The 15,518-nt window shown below is 43.6% G+C and carries 12 protein-coding genes; 5 read left to right on the top strand and 7 right to left on the bottom strand.

Annotated features, from left to right (window positions below):
- Positions 1–94 precede the first annotated feature (94 nt).
- Positions 95–1,657, top strand: coding sequence for a methyl-accepting chemotaxis protein (locus tag ITG09_19335; protein UPR55080.1), 1,563 nt, complete (start codon positions 95–97; stop codon positions 1,655–1,657).
- A gap of 186 nt (positions 1,658–1,843) precedes the next feature.
- Here ITG09_19335 and tkt read toward each other — a convergent pair whose 3' ends face one another.
- Positions 1,844–3,835, bottom strand: coding sequence for a transketolase (gene tkt, locus ITG09_19330; GenBank protein ID UPR55079.1), 1,992 nt, complete (start codon positions 3,833–3,835; stop codon positions 1,844–1,846).
- 87 nt (positions 3,836–3,922) lie between these two features.
- On the bottom strand, positions 3,923–4,873 hold the full coding sequence (tal, locus tag ITG09_19325) for a transaldolase (protein UPR55078.1): 951 nt from the start codon (positions 4,871–4,873) through the stop codon (positions 3,923–3,925).
- 459 nt (positions 4,874–5,332) lie between these two features.
- On the opposite strand from tal, the gene ITG09_19320 reads away from it, so the two are divergent.
- On the top strand, positions 5,333–6,322 hold the full coding sequence (locus ITG09_19320; GenBank protein ID UPR55077.1) for a sugar-binding transcriptional regulator: 990 nt from the start codon (positions 5,333–5,335) through the stop codon (positions 6,320–6,322).
- Between the two features lie 126 nt (positions 6,323–6,448).
- Here the strand turns inward: ITG09_19320 and ITG09_19315 are convergent, their stop codons facing one another.
- Positions 6,449–7,327 carry a LysR family transcriptional regulator gene (locus tag ITG09_19315; GenBank protein UPR55076.1) on the bottom strand — a complete coding sequence of 293 codons (879 nt, stop codon included), beginning with the start codon at positions 7,325–7,327 and terminating at the stop codon, positions 6,449–6,451.
- Positions 7,328–7,425: 98 nt separating this feature from the next.
- Here ITG09_19315 and ITG09_19310 point away from each other — a divergent pair, with 98 nt between their 5' ends.
- Genes ITG09_19310 through ITG09_19300 form a run of 3 tightly spaced genes read left to right on the top strand, consistent with a single transcriptional unit; the run spans position 7,426 to position 10,714 of the window.
- Positions 7,426–8,490, top strand: a complete 1,065-nt coding sequence (locus ITG09_19310; protein UPR55075.1) for an HlyD family secretion protein — start codon at positions 7,426–7,428, stop codon at positions 8,488–8,490.
- Between the two features lie 9 nt (positions 8,491–8,499).
- The gene (locus tag ITG09_19305; GenBank protein ID UPR55074.1) at positions 8,500–9,537 is read left to right on the top strand and encodes a DUF2955 domain-containing protein; all 1,038 of its coding nucleotides are present in this window, start codon (positions 8,500–8,502) and stop codon (positions 9,535–9,537) included.
- Positions 9,527–10,714, top strand: a complete 1,188-nt coding sequence (locus ITG09_19300; protein UPR55073.1) for a patatin-like phospholipase family protein — start codon at positions 9,527–9,529, stop codon at positions 10,712–10,714. The genes ITG09_19305 and ITG09_19300 overlap by 11 nt, the downstream gene beginning before the upstream one ends.
- An 87-nt stretch (positions 10,715–10,801) precedes the next feature.
- On the opposite strand, the gene ITG09_19295 is transcribed toward ITG09_19300, so the two are convergent.
- From ITG09_19295 to ITG09_19280, 4 genes are all read right to left on the bottom strand, one after another.
- Positions 10,802–13,105 (bottom strand): EAL domain-containing protein, encoded by a 2,304-nt coding sequence (locus ITG09_19295; GenBank protein ID UPR55072.1) that lies wholly within the window; start codon positions 13,103–13,105, stop codon positions 10,802–10,804.
- A 385-nt stretch (positions 13,106–13,490) separates the two neighbouring features.
- The gene (locus tag ITG09_19290) at positions 13,491–14,339 is read right to left on the bottom strand and encodes a sulfurtransferase (GenBank protein ID UPR55071.1); all 849 of its coding nucleotides are present in this window, start codon (positions 14,337–14,339) and stop codon (positions 13,491–13,493) included.
- A 106-nt stretch (positions 14,340–14,445) separates the two neighbouring features.
- Positions 14,446–14,760, bottom strand: coding sequence for a hypothetical protein (locus ITG09_19285; protein UPR55070.1), 315 nt, complete (start codon positions 14,758–14,760; stop codon positions 14,446–14,448).
- Between the two features lie 160 nt (positions 14,761–14,920).
- Positions 14,921–15,514, bottom strand: coding sequence for a hypothetical protein (locus ITG09_19280; GenBank protein UPR55069.1), 594 nt, complete (start codon positions 15,512–15,514; stop codon positions 14,921–14,923).
- Positions 15,515–15,518: the final 4 nt, after the last annotated feature.

Genomic DNA, 15,518 nt, shown 5'->3' with positions numbered 1-15,518 from the left:
TCATTTACACAAAATGTGATGTTCACATTTTGTCATAACTTTAATAATTGTATATATTCCTCGCCTAAAATAATAATTAACAAAAGTTAATATAATGACTGTCAGCTCATCTTCTCAATCTCGTGAAACGCTTCTCAGCGAAAACGAACAACTTGTCTCGACGACCGACCTTAAAGGCGTGATTACTTACAGTAATGATGCTTTTTGTCGTATCGCAGAATACAGCCAGCAAGAATTGCTAGGGCAACACCACAATATTGTTAGGCATGGTGATATGCCTAAAGCGGCGTTCGCCGACATGTGGGTAAACCTTAAGCAAGGTAAGGCGTGGCGCGGGATCGTAAAAAATAAGACTAAATCTGGTGGATATTACTGGGTTGATGCTTACGTTACCCCAATCTACGAGAGCGGTAAGGTGAGTGGTTATCAGTCTGTTCGTGTTAAACCGAAGAACGAGTGGGTACAGATTGCAGATAAGGCCTACCAAGGGTTATTGAAGGCTGAGAAATCTGGCCGCCAATGGTCATTACAGATCAGTGATAGTGTTCGCTATGCTGTGTTATTGGGCTCTCTGGCTGCGCCTCTGGTTTCAAATCTTGTCGAAGTAGGGCAAGTATCCCAATGGCTTCTTAGCTTGCTGCCTGTTTCTGCATTAGCTCTGCTTTTCCGACAAGAGCTGATTGATACTCCCTTACAGCTGAAAAAACTGCAGTCGAAATTTGATAGTGTGAGCCGCCTAGTTTATTCAGGTAACAGCAAATTCTCAGTAGCCGATTTTCACTTGAAGTTGTTGTCTGCTCGAATTCGCACGGTATTAGGCCGCATGACCGACTCTGCGAAACCACTGCAAGATTTGGCTGATAATCTGAATGCCACATCATTTGAAGTATCAGAAGCGTTAGATCAACAAACAAAAGACATTCTACAAGTGCGTGAAGCGACGGAAGAGGTTGAAGTCACGGCGAATGAGGTCTCTTCTCGCACTGAGGAAGCACACCAGATTGTTGATGTGACTCTACAAACCTGTGCGGGTGCTAAAGAGAGTATTAACCAAACTCACCGTAACCTAGAAAACCTAGCTTCACAGGCCGAGAAAGCAACACACACGACGTATCAGTTGAGCGACCAAGCACAAAGCGTCAGTAAGATCATGGAAGAGATCGGTGGCATTGCCGAGCAAACCAACCTGTTGGCTTTGAACGCAGCGATAGAAGCAGCGAGAGCGGGCGAACAAGGTCGAGGTTTCGCCGTGGTTGCCGATGAAGTGCGTGCGTTATCGGGTCGAACATCTAAGGCGACGGTTCAAATCAAAGAGAGCATTGATACTATGCTCGCAACGATTGAAGGTTGGCAAAAAGATATTCTGGCTAACAGAGAACAGACAGACGCGAGTGGCGATGTAGCAAAGGTAAGCTCAGAACGCTTGTCTGAGGTTGAAACCTTAATGCAATCGATGAACGAGTTAATGCAATCGGTTGAAAGTTCTGCGCATAAACAGCGTCAGTTATCGAGTGATGTAAACCTTCATATGCAGTCTATCGCCTCAACCGCCGAGCAAAACCTAGTGGCGACACATTCAGTTAAAGATCATTCGAAAGAGCTCAAAGAGCAAGTGAATGAATTCTATCAATTGGCGAAGCGTTTCGAAGAGAAATAGTGGTTAGATTTACGCCGACTGAGAAATAAGAGAAAGCCTTGCGAAATTAGCAGGGCTTTTTTGTGGGCCAAAAGAACAGTTAACAATTAGTAGACAACAGACAACAGATACAAAAAAGCCCCGCATTTTCATACAGGGCTTTCAGTATGTATCAACCCATTTTAGGGTGAGACAATTTAATCAAGACTAAGCTAGAAGCTCTTTTGCTGTGTTTACTACGTTTTCAGTAGTGAAACCGAACATCTTGAACAGCTCGCCTGCTGGTGCAGATTCGCCGAACGTTGTCATACCGATGATCTTGCCACCGAAGCCAACGTACTTGTACCAGAAGTCAGCGATGCCAGCTTCTACTGCGATACGTGCAGTTACGTCAGATGGAAGTACAGATTCACGGTACTGCGCGTCTTGCTTGTCGAATGCGTCAGTTGCAGGCATAGAGACTACGCGTACTTTCTTGCCTTCAGCTGTTAGTTCAGCAGCAGCGCTAACCGCTAGTTCAACTTCAGAACCAGTTGCAATGATGATTAGCTCTGGCTTACCAGCGCAATCTTTCAGGATGTAACCACCCTTAGCGATGTTTGCCACTTGCTCTGCGTCACGATCTTGTTGTGCAAGGTTTTGACGAGAGAAGATAAGTGCAGAAGGACCATCTTTGCGTTCGATTGCCAGTTTCCAAGCAACAGCAGACTCAACTTGGTCACATGGACGCCATGTGCTCATGTTTGGAGTCAGACGTAGAGAAGCGATCTGCTCAACCGGTTGGTGAGTCGGACCATCTTCGCCTAGGCCGATAGAATCGTGCGTGTAAACTTGGATGTTCTGAGTTTTCATCAGAGCAGCCATACGCATTGCGTTACGCGCGTATTCCATGAACATTAGGAACGTTGCGCCGTATGGTACGAAACCACCGTGCAGAGCGATACCGTTCATGATAGCCGTCATACCGAATTCACGTACACCGTAGTGGATGTAGTTACCAGAGAAGTCATTTGCTTCAAGAGACTTAGAACCAGACCACATAGTCAGGTTAGAAGGCGCAAGGTCAGCAGAGCCGCCCATGAATTCAGGTAGCATAGCACCAAACGCTTCTAGCGCATTTTGAGATGCTTTACGTGATGCGATGTTTGCTGGGTTAGCTTGAAGATCAGCGATGATTGCCGATGCTTTTTCTTCCCATTCAGTAGGAAGATCACCGTTTACGCGGCGTTTGAATTCAGCTGCCAGCTCAGGGTATGCTGCTTCATAAGCTGCAAGTTTCTCGTTCCACGCTGCTTCCTTAGCTGCGCCTGCTTCTTTCGCATCCCACTCTGAGTAAACTTCCGACGGAATTTCAAAAGGACCGTGCTCCCAACCTAGTTGCTTACGAGTTGCTGCGATTTCGTCAGCGCCTAATGGTGCACCGTGACAGTCGTGCGTACCTGCTTTGTTTGGAGAACCAAAACCGATTACTGTTTTAGTACAGATTAGAGTCGGACGAGGATCCGCTTTAGCTGCTTCGATAGCCGCGTTGATAGCGTCAGCATTGTGACCATCAACTGCTGGAATTACGTGCCAGCCGTAAGCTTCAAAACGCTTAGGTGTATCGTCAGAGAACCAACCTTCAACTTCGCCATCGATAGAGATGCCGTTGTCATCCCAGAAAGCAACCAGCTTACCAAGACCTAGCGTACCTGCTAGAGAACACGCTTCGTGAGAAATACCTTCCATCAGACAGCCATCACCCATGAATGCATAAGTGTAGTGGTCTACGATGTCGTGGCCTTCTTTGTTGAACTGTGCCGCCAGTGCTTTCTCAGCCATCGCCATACCAACAGCGTTGGTGATGCCTTGACCTAGAGGACCTGTAGTCGTCTCGATACCAGGTGCGTACCCGTACTCTGGGTGACCAGGCGTCTTAGAGTGCAGTTGACGGAAGTTCTTAAGGTCTTCAATTGAAAGCTCGTAACCTGCTAGGTGAAGCAGAGAGTAAATCAGCATTGAACCGTGGCCGTTAGACAGGATAAAACGGTCGCGGTCAGCCCACTCTGGGTTTGCTGGGTTGTGGTTTAGGTGAGAACGCCAAAGTACTTCAGCGATGTCAGCCATACCCATAGGTGCGCCTGGGTGACCAGAGTTTGCTTGTTGTACGCCGTCCATGCTTAGAGCACGAATAGCGTTAGCTAGATGTTTGCGATTCATAAGAACTTCCGAATAAAAATTAAGAAAAACAAAATTGATAAAAGTAGGGGAACTGAACGTTCCCCTATTTGAATTTGGTAAGAGTGATTACAGCTTGGCTGCGATCATGTCTTCTAGTTTGCCTTGGTCAACGGCGAAGTTGCGGATGCCTTCAGCTAGCTTCTCTACAGCCATTGCGTCTTGGTTGTGGTCCCATAGGAACTCAGCGTGAGTCATCGCTGCTGGACGCTCTTTAGTACCGTTAGAGTCGATTAGCTTCTCTACTACTTCGCCTTCTGCTGCTTCTAGGTCAGCTAGAAGTTGAGGTGCGATAGTTAGACGGTCACAACCAGCAAGTTCAAGGATCTCGCCGATGTTACGGAAGCTTGCGCCCATAACAACAGTCTTGTAACCGTGGTCTTTGTAGTAGTTGTAGATATCAGAAACAGAGATTACGCCTGGATCTTCTGAAGCTTCGAAATCACGACCTTCTTTCGCTTTGTACCAGTCCATGATGCGACCTACAAAAGGAGAGATTAGGAATACGCCAGCTTCAGCACAAGCACGAGCTTGAGCGAAAGAGAATAGAAGCGTTAGGTTACAGTTGATGCCTTCTTTCTCTAGGATTTCAGCAGCACGGATGCCTTCCCAAGTAGAAGCCAGTTTGATAAGGATGCGGTCGTTAGTGATGCCAGCGTCATTGTACATTTTGATAAGTTGACGAGCTTTAGCAACGCTGCCTTCCATGTCGTAAGAAAGACGAGCATCTACTTCAGTAGAGATACGGCCAGGTACAACTTTCAGGATTTCTTTACCGATGTTTACGTTAAGCATGTCGCAAGTGTCTTGAACTTGCTGTGCTTTGTCATCGCTTTGCGCTTTAGCGTATTCGATAGAAGCATCGATTAGAGGTGCGTACTCAGCAATTTGAGCAGCTTTAAGAATTAGAGATGGGTTAGTTGTTGCATCTTCAGGAGTGTACTTGCTGATAGCTTCGATATCACCAGTGTCAGCTACAACAGTTGTTAGTTTACGAAGTTGCTCTAATTTATTGCTCATTTTGATCATCCTATGTATCGCATAACACCTCGTTAATGGGAGAGGTGTGGGCATTTGCAAGCTAACTAATGAAGTTCTCAATGGTTGTACCAGTGAGCCAAACTTACATTAATTTAAATTTTTCTCCGAACGAACATTTGCACAGAACATTTGATCGCTCGATGAGTAAATGATGTAGCCATATTTATCCGATCTAGCACCAAAGTCAACGGTAAATAGTCCTGTATAGTGACTTCAGTCAAATATATTTCGCTCTAGTAATCATGGGGTATGCAAGCAAACGTTTAACGGGCAGAGTGAGGTGAATTAATCAATAATAAAACCAAGGCTATCACCGTGAACAAATGTTCCTTGCCGTTATATATGTTCACGGTGTAAACTTGTGTATCACTTGCTGATGCCTCGAACATTTGTTCTCAAAGCAGGTAAAATAATTGTTAAATATAGGTTGCGTAGTATATGAGTAAGAATATCCAAGATGTTTCCGAAGAAAACACTGATCTCCTCACTGAAGTGGCAGTTGCTTATTATCAGGATGGCGCGACACAAGAAGAGATCTCCAAAAAGTACTCTATCTCTCGTGCAAAGGTTGGTCGAATGCTCAAACAAGCCCGAGATGAGGGTATTGTGGAGATCACGGTGAAATACCACCCTGTCTTTAGTGCGAAGATCGAGCAACGCTTGATTGAACGCTTTGGTGTGAAACGTGCACTTGTGGCACTAGACCAACCGAACGAAGAGAAGCAGCGACTCCAAGTTGCAGGTTTAGTGTCTAACTATTTAACCAGTACCTTGAAAAACGGCATGGTGGTGACAGTAGGACAAGGGCGAAACGTATCGTCTGTTGCTCACTACACTGGCGTAATTACGCCACGTGACTGTAAATTCGTGTGTGGTATCGGCGGTATTCACCCAAGAGGCGGTATGTTTAATGCCGACCATATCTGCAGGCAGCTGGCCAAGAAATACGGTGGATCTTCTGAAACCTTGTACGCGCCTGCTTATGCCGAGAATAAAGCGCAAAAAACCGCATTCATGGAAAACAGCACCGTTAAGCAGACCCTCGATCTCGCTCGAAAAGCCGATGTCGCTTTAGTCGGTATCGGTGATATGAGCGAAAACAGCTATATGGTCGACTTAGGTTGGTTTACTGCAGGCGAGGTTGTTCAGTCTCGTTTATTACAAGGTGTAGTCGGTGACTTTGCGGGTTATGACTTTTTCGATGTTCACGGTAAAGCGGCAAACACAGTCATGAGTGACCGAGTTATAGGCTTAGGCTTAGAAGAGTTTCGTCCAATAGCAGAAGTGATCGCGATAGCTGCCGAGAACAGTAAACCATTAGCTTTATTAGGCGCATTAAGAACCGGCGTGGTTGATGTGATTGCAACCAGCGTAAGCAATGCTTTGACGGTACTTAACTTGGATGAGCAGATGAAGCATGTGAGTTAAATTCAAGTCGCTAGAATATAATCGTCATTAAATGAAAGGGAGCTGGTACCAGTTCCCTTTTTCCATCACGTAACTACAACTTTAAAGAACACCACAAACATCATTTCCTTCCCGTTGTTTGAACTACTAATTTGCTGCTATAGCCTGTTCCAGGTTTAACTTAAATAGGTCTATAAATGAGCGAGTCTTTTTCGATAACGAATTCGCGGAAGGGTAGATCATGGTCAAACTTAACTTTGGGAAAGCAACCTCTGGTAAAACATGTACTAGGTTGGATTCATCTCCTGAACGCGTTAGATAGATATCTGGAAGAAAGGCTATCCCTTGGTGTTGCAATGCTAACTTGAGTAACAGGTTTAGATCATCGGACTTTAAATGGATTTGAGTGGATTTATCAAGAAAATCAGCACTGTATCGATTAGATAGAATACGGTGAAGTTTTAAGTCATTTAAGTTGTCGCAGAATGGGTGAGTATCGAGATACTGTTTGGTCGCGATAAGCCTTGAGCCATAATGTAACAAGCTAAATTGAACATAACTATCGTCGATAATCTCGACCGTATTAGGCAGTATCTGTAGATCAATACCCTGCCGCTTTAAGTCTACCGAGTCTTGGTAATTTTCAATTTCGATTTGTACATTGGGAAACTGTGCTGAATAGCCTTCGATAGTGGAATTAAAAATACTAGAACTCATTAAAGCTGACGGAATGGCGAGGCGTAATAGGCCATTAAAATCACGTTGACTTTCTTGCAAGGCTTCGACGCCTTGTTCAATGTGATAAACCTGCTTAGCCACCAATTCGTACAAATGTTTCCCAGCCCCAGTTAGCTCTATATTCCGTGTGGTACGAATCAATAGCTCTGTACCTAAAGAGGATTCTAACGTTTTTAAGCGACGACTGACCTTTGAACGTTGCATATTGTTTGCTTTAGCTGCTGCACTTATTCCGCCATGAAGTACAACTTGGGAAAAAAGTCGGATATCGTCAAAATTTGCTTTCATTGTCCTATTTTTAGCTCAAATGGGGGCTTTTTATGAGCATACCAGAACGATTTAATTATGACTATAATTGCACAAAATATTTTGGATTAGGACATGTTATGCAGCAAAAACAGGTATTTCAGCGCATCATGAAGATTTTGTTTAGTGTGTTTATTGTCTCATTTGTGTATTTAATTGTCGCTGACCGTCGAGCTCCTTTTACGACAGAGGGGCGCGTTTATGGTCAAGTTGTGCAAGTAGCGCCTGAAGTGACAAGTAGAGTCACTCAAGTGCTCGTCAAGAACAACGAAGCGGTAGAAAAGGGTGATATATTGTTTGTTCTTGACCCTAGCAAATATGTCATAGCACTAGAGCAAGCAGAACTCGCATTGAAAGCAGCCCAAGAACAAGAAAAATCTCTATACGCTCAGAAAAAGATGGCGATGGCCAGTATCTCTAGAGCTGAAGCTGGCTACGAGAATGCGCGTGCAGACTACCAACGAGTTGCTGAGCTTGCTAAAAACCAAGCCGTATCAAAATCGAATTTGGATAATGTGTTCAAGCAGTATCAAGTGGCAAGTTCAGTACTAGAGATTGAGCAACATAATCTTGGTACTTTGGTTGCTCGCTTAGGAGAACCGGGTATACCAACAACAGATGTATTGTTGGCTGATAATCGTGTGAGACAAGCAAAACTTGATTTGACCAACACCACTGTACGCTCACAAAGTGCAGGGGTTGTGACTAACTTGCGTTTAGAAGTTGGCGCAATGGCGAACGCGAATATGCCGCTGATTACCTTGATATCTGACGGTTCTATGTGGGTCGCTGCAGACTTTAGAGAAAAGTCGGTCGCTCACGTGCAAGAACGTTATCGAGCGCTGGTTACGTTTGATGCTCATCCTGGGAAGGTTTTTGACTACCGCGTAGCGAGTCGAGATTTAGGTGTAGCTTCTGGACACCAAAATCCAAATGGGACTTTGACTCAGATTGAAGGAAACAACCGTTGGGTACGAGATGCACAGCGTACTCGAATTAACCTGCAAAGTGATGAAGCATTACCAAGCCCGTTATTCGTAGGTTCGCGCGCAACGCTCGCTTTGTACTCAAACGACAACCGTTTTTGGCGATTCGTAGCAAAAATGCGTATCCGGTTGATTAGTTGGTTTCATTTCATCTATTAGGCGGTTGCGATGAAGACACTTCGAATATGGTTTGGTTGTTCTTTCGGTCTGGCTGTCAGTATGACTATGGGCTGGGATTTGGGTTTCTTGGCAATCTTACTGCCTCTTTTTGTTCTTAGCATCAGCGACAGCTTGAACTTACCATTGTTACTGATCATTTTCGTTAGCGCTATTTGGTCAATCATTCAAGCCAATGTACTGTGGGGAGCATTAGGCAGCTATCCTCTTGTTTTACTGACTGCTGTGGCTTTGGTGTTCTTGTTTAAATGCATCGCCATGACAAATAAGCAGACCTTTATTGTCGGTTATATGGGCCTGATTGTTATTTCTATTTTACTGCATCTAAATAGTTATGACTTTATCGATGTCGAGCAAATCTCAATTACCATCGGGGTTTATTGCTTATTGAATATTGTTATCTGCTCAATAGCGTATTGGTTATTTCCTGATCCGATTTGTGATGAGCAATATCAGCAACGCCAAGAGTCACATCAACAGCAGCCCGCTGGTAATCTGAAAGGTGAAGTAGAACCCCCTATTCAGTATGACGTCACACAACTCATAGTGATTTGGGTTATTGTGATGTTATCTTTTATTATTTTTCAAGTCGTTGAATTGTATGACTCATCCGCGGCCTACGCGTCAATATTGGTGATCTTGGCACCTTTAACTTGTGCTGGCGCGGTTGATATGGCCAAAGTGAGAGTGATTGGCACCGCAGCAGGATGTGCTGCAGGCTTAGCGGTGCAGTTAACATTGGGTCAATGGTACGAAAATGCATTTTTATACTGGCTCTTATTCACGATTGCGATGGGACCATTTTGTTATTGGCACACACAAGGCAAGCTTAAGTCGGCCTTAGCATCTTCAGCGATGGCTTCGTTAACGGTGCCGTTGACAACCGTACTTATTCCCGGTGAACAAGATGCCTTTTTCTCGATTTTATATCGATTTAGCTCCATTTTTATCGCAGTAGTGATCAGTGCTCTATTTATCTTATTGATGCAGAAAATACTTGAGTATAAGGTGGTAAATCGTGCTGTATAAGCCTGAAAGAGACACTGCATTGATCACACCAAAACCTGCGTTGTTCATTATAGTCATATTCGTGTTGTTGGTATCAGGTTGCGCCCAAACACCTGAACGTAACGTCTTATTAAATTCCGAGCGGCTAAACCCCTTAGACACGCCGGGTTTGAGGTTTTGGGATGAATCCGTGATCTCGGCTGATAATTACGATTTTAGTCACGCTATAGAATCTCTTGTTGAACACAGTAACAAGTCCGGGCAGGTAAACCATCTTGCGCTGTCAGGTGGCGGGTTTAATGGGGCTTTCTCTGCGGGGGTTTTGAACGCATGGACTGAAAGTGGAACTCGACCCGAATTTGATGTTGTTACAGGGGTATCAACGGGCGCGATTGTGTCGATATTTGCATTTTTAGGCAGTGAATACGATCAAAAACTGAAAAATTACTATACGCGAACGACAGCCGATGAAATGTTTAAACGTAACTCAATTTTTCAGTTACCTTTCCGAAATTCAATGGTGGATGTTAGTGGTTTTGAATTCAAAGTCCGTGATGCTGTTGACACTTTAATGGTCAATCAGCTTGCTGTTGAGAGAAGCAAAGGGCGGATATTACTTATCGCGACAACAAGCTTAGACAATGAAAAAATGGCGATTTGGGACGTTGGCAAAATTGCCCAGCTCGGTACGCTTCAAGCTCAACAGTTGATACAAGATATCATTATTGCTAGCAGTGCCGTTCCTGGGCTATTCCCTGCTACTCGAATTACATTGCCATATCAGGGAGGAACGGTCGACGAACTGCATGTGGATGGTGGTGTTTCAAGGCAAGTTTTTCTTATTCCACAGGGTTTTCAAAAAACCTTTGTCCCTCAAAATATAAAAAAGAACATTTACGTTATACGTAATGGTTTTCTTAAACCTGAGTTTGAAGAGATTGAGAATGGCTTAACGTCAGTTTCTTATCGTGCGTTGTCGATTTTGATTCGTCGGCAAAGTATCGGTGATATAGAGCATATTTATAACTACAGTGAACGTAACCAAATTGGTTTCAATCTAGCTTATATAAATGATGACTTTTCGATGGGGGATCTCAGCTCATTTAGTTTAGAGTATATGCAAAAATTGTACGCTTATGGGTACCAAAAAAAGTTAGATAGTAATTTGTGGAGCCAGACATTGCCTTATTCAAACTAATATTCGTAATGCGCTTTCAGATTTAGTTTTAACATCAACATAAGCTGCGTATCGATAATTTATATCGAAAAAGTTAAAGCAAAAAAACTAACTTAAACAGACGGCTAAATCCCCTTCTTCTGTTTGACTCGGGGTTAAAAACTGACAAAGCGCATCATAAGGAATAGGGCGAGAGAAGTAATAGCCTTGCATCAAGTCACATCCACATGCCTTTAGAATAGCGAAGTGCTCGTTCGATTCTACGCCTTCTGCTAATACCACCATGCCGAAGTTCTTACCAATTGCGATGATGTTTTGCACCATAGTCAGTGACTGCTGATCGACAGCAATGTTCTCAATAAAGCTCTTATCGATTTTAAGTTCATCGATAGGCAGTGCTTTCAACATACTCAGTGACGAATAACCAGTGCCGAAATCATCTAAAGAGATCTTTATATTTTTCTCTTTCAGGGCTTCAAAAGTCGGTTTAACCAAAATCACATCTTCAATGAACAAGCTTTCCGTAATTTCTAGCGTTAAACAGCTAGGAGAGAGTTGATACTTATCTAGTGTCGCGAACAAGTGTTCAGAGAAGGATTGATGAGAAAACTGACGCACTGATATGTTGATCGACAGCCCGATCTTTTGTTCTGTTGTTCGGTGCAAGTGCGCGATCTGCATAATGCTAGACTCAATAATAAAAGTACCCAGTTTTTGCATTAAGCCTGTGTTCTCAGCTATCGGTATAAAGACATCCGGCGGAACAAAACCCAATTCGTCATCAATCCAGCGAACGAGTGCTTCTACTCCATGAATACTTTCATTTGCACGAACTAGCGGTTGGAAAACCATGAACAGCGTTTGTTTGTCGATAGCGATGCGTAACCTTTGTTCTACTTTCATTTTGTAGAGGTGCGCATCTTGCATTTCTGTTGTGAAAATACTGTATGAGTTTTGCTGCTGCTTCGCTTTATACATCGAAATATCTGCAGAACGTAACAGGCTATCTAGATCTTTTCCGTGTTCAGGGAAACGCGCGATACCGATGCTACAACCTAACAGGAACTGAGCATTTTCAACTTCATAAGGCTGAGAAAGCACTTCAATAATGCGCTTGGCGAGTCGTTTAATCTCAGCTTCATTCGACAAGGGCGTTAAGAATAAAAACTCATCGCTTGATTCACGTACCAATAGGCTGAGGCGAGATCTGAACCTCATCAAACGCAAAGCGATCTGTTTGAGAACCTTGTCTCCGAAGTCATGCCCATGGGTGTCATTGACGCACTTGAAATTATCGATATCGATAAACAATAGCGAAAACTGCTCAGATTCATCTTCAATCCATTTGCCAATATTTTTACGCATGTACAAACGGTTTGGTAGAGAGGTTAATGGATCATGGTTAGCTTGGTAAATGAGTTGGCTACGAGTGCGTTGTTCGTTCTTTGCAATCGATTTAACCAAAAAGTAGAAACCAAACTGAAGAAAAATAAAGGCAACGAAAAGAATGCTGAACTCTTGTACGAATAAGCTATCGACGTGAGTTAGGTCCGTACGTCCTACCACCCATAATTTGTAATTTGGGATGTATTTTGCGCTCATTAAAGAGTGGTATTGTTCATCGTCGACGACAAAAGAATAGGTTTCTTGTCCATTCATTGCTTCTTGCACACTAATTCCGAAGTGGTCGGTAAATATGCGTGTAATTTGCTGTATGACATCTTTGCTTACTGGAGAGGAATACGCACTCTCAGATTCGATATCACTCGAATAAAATTGGCGATAGCTGTCTGCTCTGATCAGACTTAGTGTATTGAAACTTCCGGCGTGAGCATTATTTTCAAATACGATCGTGTCGTCTAATCGTAGCCCTGCGGTCATTACTGCATCGGTTTTCTTGCCATCGATTGAAATGGATTTTCTCAGCGGGATAACCAAGCTATTCAACGATTCTTGAAAATAGGTACGGCCAAGCACCATGCTACTGCTTGAGAGGGCGTCTAAAAAGGAGTCTCTCGTTGGCGCGTATTGCAGCAAGTTCTTTTGATTAGCAAGCTGGAGATTTGAGCTGATCGAGAGGTAGTCACCATCGGTGTTCAACAAGCCAAACGCAGCTATCGCAGGGTGGGTCTCAAGTAGCTTGTCTAAAATGGGCCTAATTTGGATAGACGCAGTACGTGTAAAATCAGACTGTTGAGCCAGTTGGTGGCCAACCACTTCTAATAAGGCTTCTTGACTTGTCAGCAGCGAGTTGACTGAGCTCGAAAATAGCTCAACCTGAATGTGTTGCTGCTCTATGAAGTCGTCTCTGTTTGCTTTCCAGTTTGTTACCCCCAACGCGGCGAAAAGTATCAGGGTCAGTAGTACGATAAACGCGTACAGCGACCAGATATTTTTCTTAAATAGAGCCATGAGATGCCTTTTGTTGGTTACTACTTTTAACAGACTGCAAGTGACAAACTGTTGGGTCGTCAGCGTGATTCATGCAACGAAAGATACAAACATCAATGATGAAAGAATCAATGATTAAATAGTGTAACGACTACGAGCAGAGATTCTTGAGTGAAATATTAGTATTCATAACGTCGATAACGATTAGTTTATGATTAATCACAAATTATGGTTAACAAGTTGATGTGGAATAAAAATCAAACAGCGTTGATCGAATCTTGGTCTCAAACGAACATAGCGTTAACTGCGGCATAAAGGCTTACTTCATTAATGTGAGGTCATCATTATCAGTAAGCTCTTTATGCAAGCGCAGTATATTCTAACAGTGGCAGTAAGCGAAGTTGAATTACTCTTTAGTCACGGCGATAGGGAGTTTGTCGTTAGCACCCCATTCCGTCCATGAACCATCGTAAACGCCCATTTCTCCTGTATAGCCAGCGAGTTTGGCGGCTAATAATATGATACAGGCTGTTACGCCAGAGCCACAGCTAAAGAACATAGGTTGAGAAGGCGTTAATTGTAACGTTGAAAAGATATCAACAAGCTCTTCTTGAGGCTTCAACTTGCCGTTATCGAGTACTTGGGCAAATGGTAGGCAAATCGAATTCGGTATATGGCCACTCCGTAAGCCTTCACGTGGTTCAGGAACTTCTGAATCGAAACGAGCTTGAGAACGAGCATCTATGATGTTTGCGCTCTTGTCCGTCGAGTAACTTTCAATCTGCTGAGCACTGACAAAGTAGTTATCTTGAGTATGACCTTCAAAATTGCCCGCTTTTACTTCGGTGCGATAGTCCGTCTCTGTCGCGTAACCGGCTTCGATCCAAGCGGGTAAACCGCCATCTAGGACATATACATTGTTGTGCCCCATTGCCATAAACATCCACCATGCACGAGGAGAAGCGAAGGTTCCGGAGTTATCGTAAACCACAATCGTACTGTCTTCATTGATGCCGATTTCTTTTGCGCGAGTGTTGAAGTGTTTTTCGGTCGGGAACATGTGAGGAAGTAGAGTATGCTTGTTACAAAAGTCTTTGTCGTAGTCAAAACGAATAGCCTCAGGAATCATTTGTCCTTTGATTTTTTCTGACTCGCTTGGAATTTGAAACTCGATACTGGCGTCGAGGAGGATGATATTGTCTTCTGCTAGCAAACGTTGTTGAAGTTGTTTTGGTGAGATGAGTGGCTGATTCATTATTGTTATATCCATTCTTGTTGTTTTAGCGTTTCTTGCTGTTATAGCAAATACAGTGTTAGAGCGATTACTGTTGCTTTTGCGAATACAGTTGTTGTATCGATAGCTACTGTGCGGCTCGACAGTGGATGAACTGATAACTGCTTTGTCCGGTTATTTGATTGTTTAATGTATCAAGCGCGACCACAGAATCAATAGGGCAGTCTGTGGCAGGAGCAATAGAGACCCGAAATACGTCATTATCTTTTGTCTGAACCGTCAGATAACGCCTGGGTCCATCTAAGGATTGAGTCAGTGTGTTCGAAATCACTTTGGCTTGAATGCGTTGTCCCGTCTCAGAGGTTAGCGGGAAATAGGCAAGGGCAATTAATACGCCTACGCCAAACATTAAGATAATTAGACCTATTTTTAACTGTTTCATGAGAGTAAGTCTTTGAAGGTTATATTGAAAATATAAGTGAGATTGGCGGTAAAGTGAATGCTACTGGCTAAGAAAGCTGAATTAACTGCAATTCGACGAAAACAAAAAAGTGAGCATTTCTGCTCACTTTTAGTTCTACAGATTTTAGTGCCGCCATCAACTACCAAACTATCTGAGAATCACCGCTTGAAACCACTTGTTGTAATGGAGGTTGACCATCGTAAAACCAAATCTCTATCAAGAGGGCTTCATGGTTTACCGGTGCTGCAAAGTTGGAAGCGAACACACCATTGTCCAATGGGCCTGCAATGACTTTACTGGAGTAATCTGGCTTCAAGGTTGAGTCATCTCTTGTACTAAAACGGCTGTAGACGGTCACAAAAGAACGGTCTGTTGAAATGTTGCTGATGTCGATGTCGAGATCAAACTGTTCAACAGAGTCATAATTGAATCCGTCAGGTACAACTAAATCCTCCATGGTGTAACCTTGTGCAGTCACTGTACTGACCGGAGTCGACGGTGTTGCAGGTGTCGTGGGTGTAGATGTCGATGGAGTAGATGCACTGCCGCCACCCCCACCCCCACCGCCACCACCCCCACAACCGACTAATACTAATGGCGCTGAAGCTAAAATAACGGCTAGTGACTTTTTCATGTTCCAAGTGCTTTGTACAGACATACGTTTTTCCTCAGAGAGATTGCGATTTGAATCAACGCAATGATTGTCTCGATATTGTTTAGTGTGAATAGTCATAACG

Source organism: Vibrio cyclitrophicus, from assembly GCA_023206055.1.
GTDB classification, from domain to species: domain Bacteria; phylum Pseudomonadota; class Gammaproteobacteria; order Enterobacterales; family Vibrionaceae; genus Vibrio; species Vibrio cyclitrophicus_A.
The sequence above is the reverse complement of the archived record's forward strand: the minus strand, read 5'-3'. Positions and strand labels throughout refer to the sequence as shown.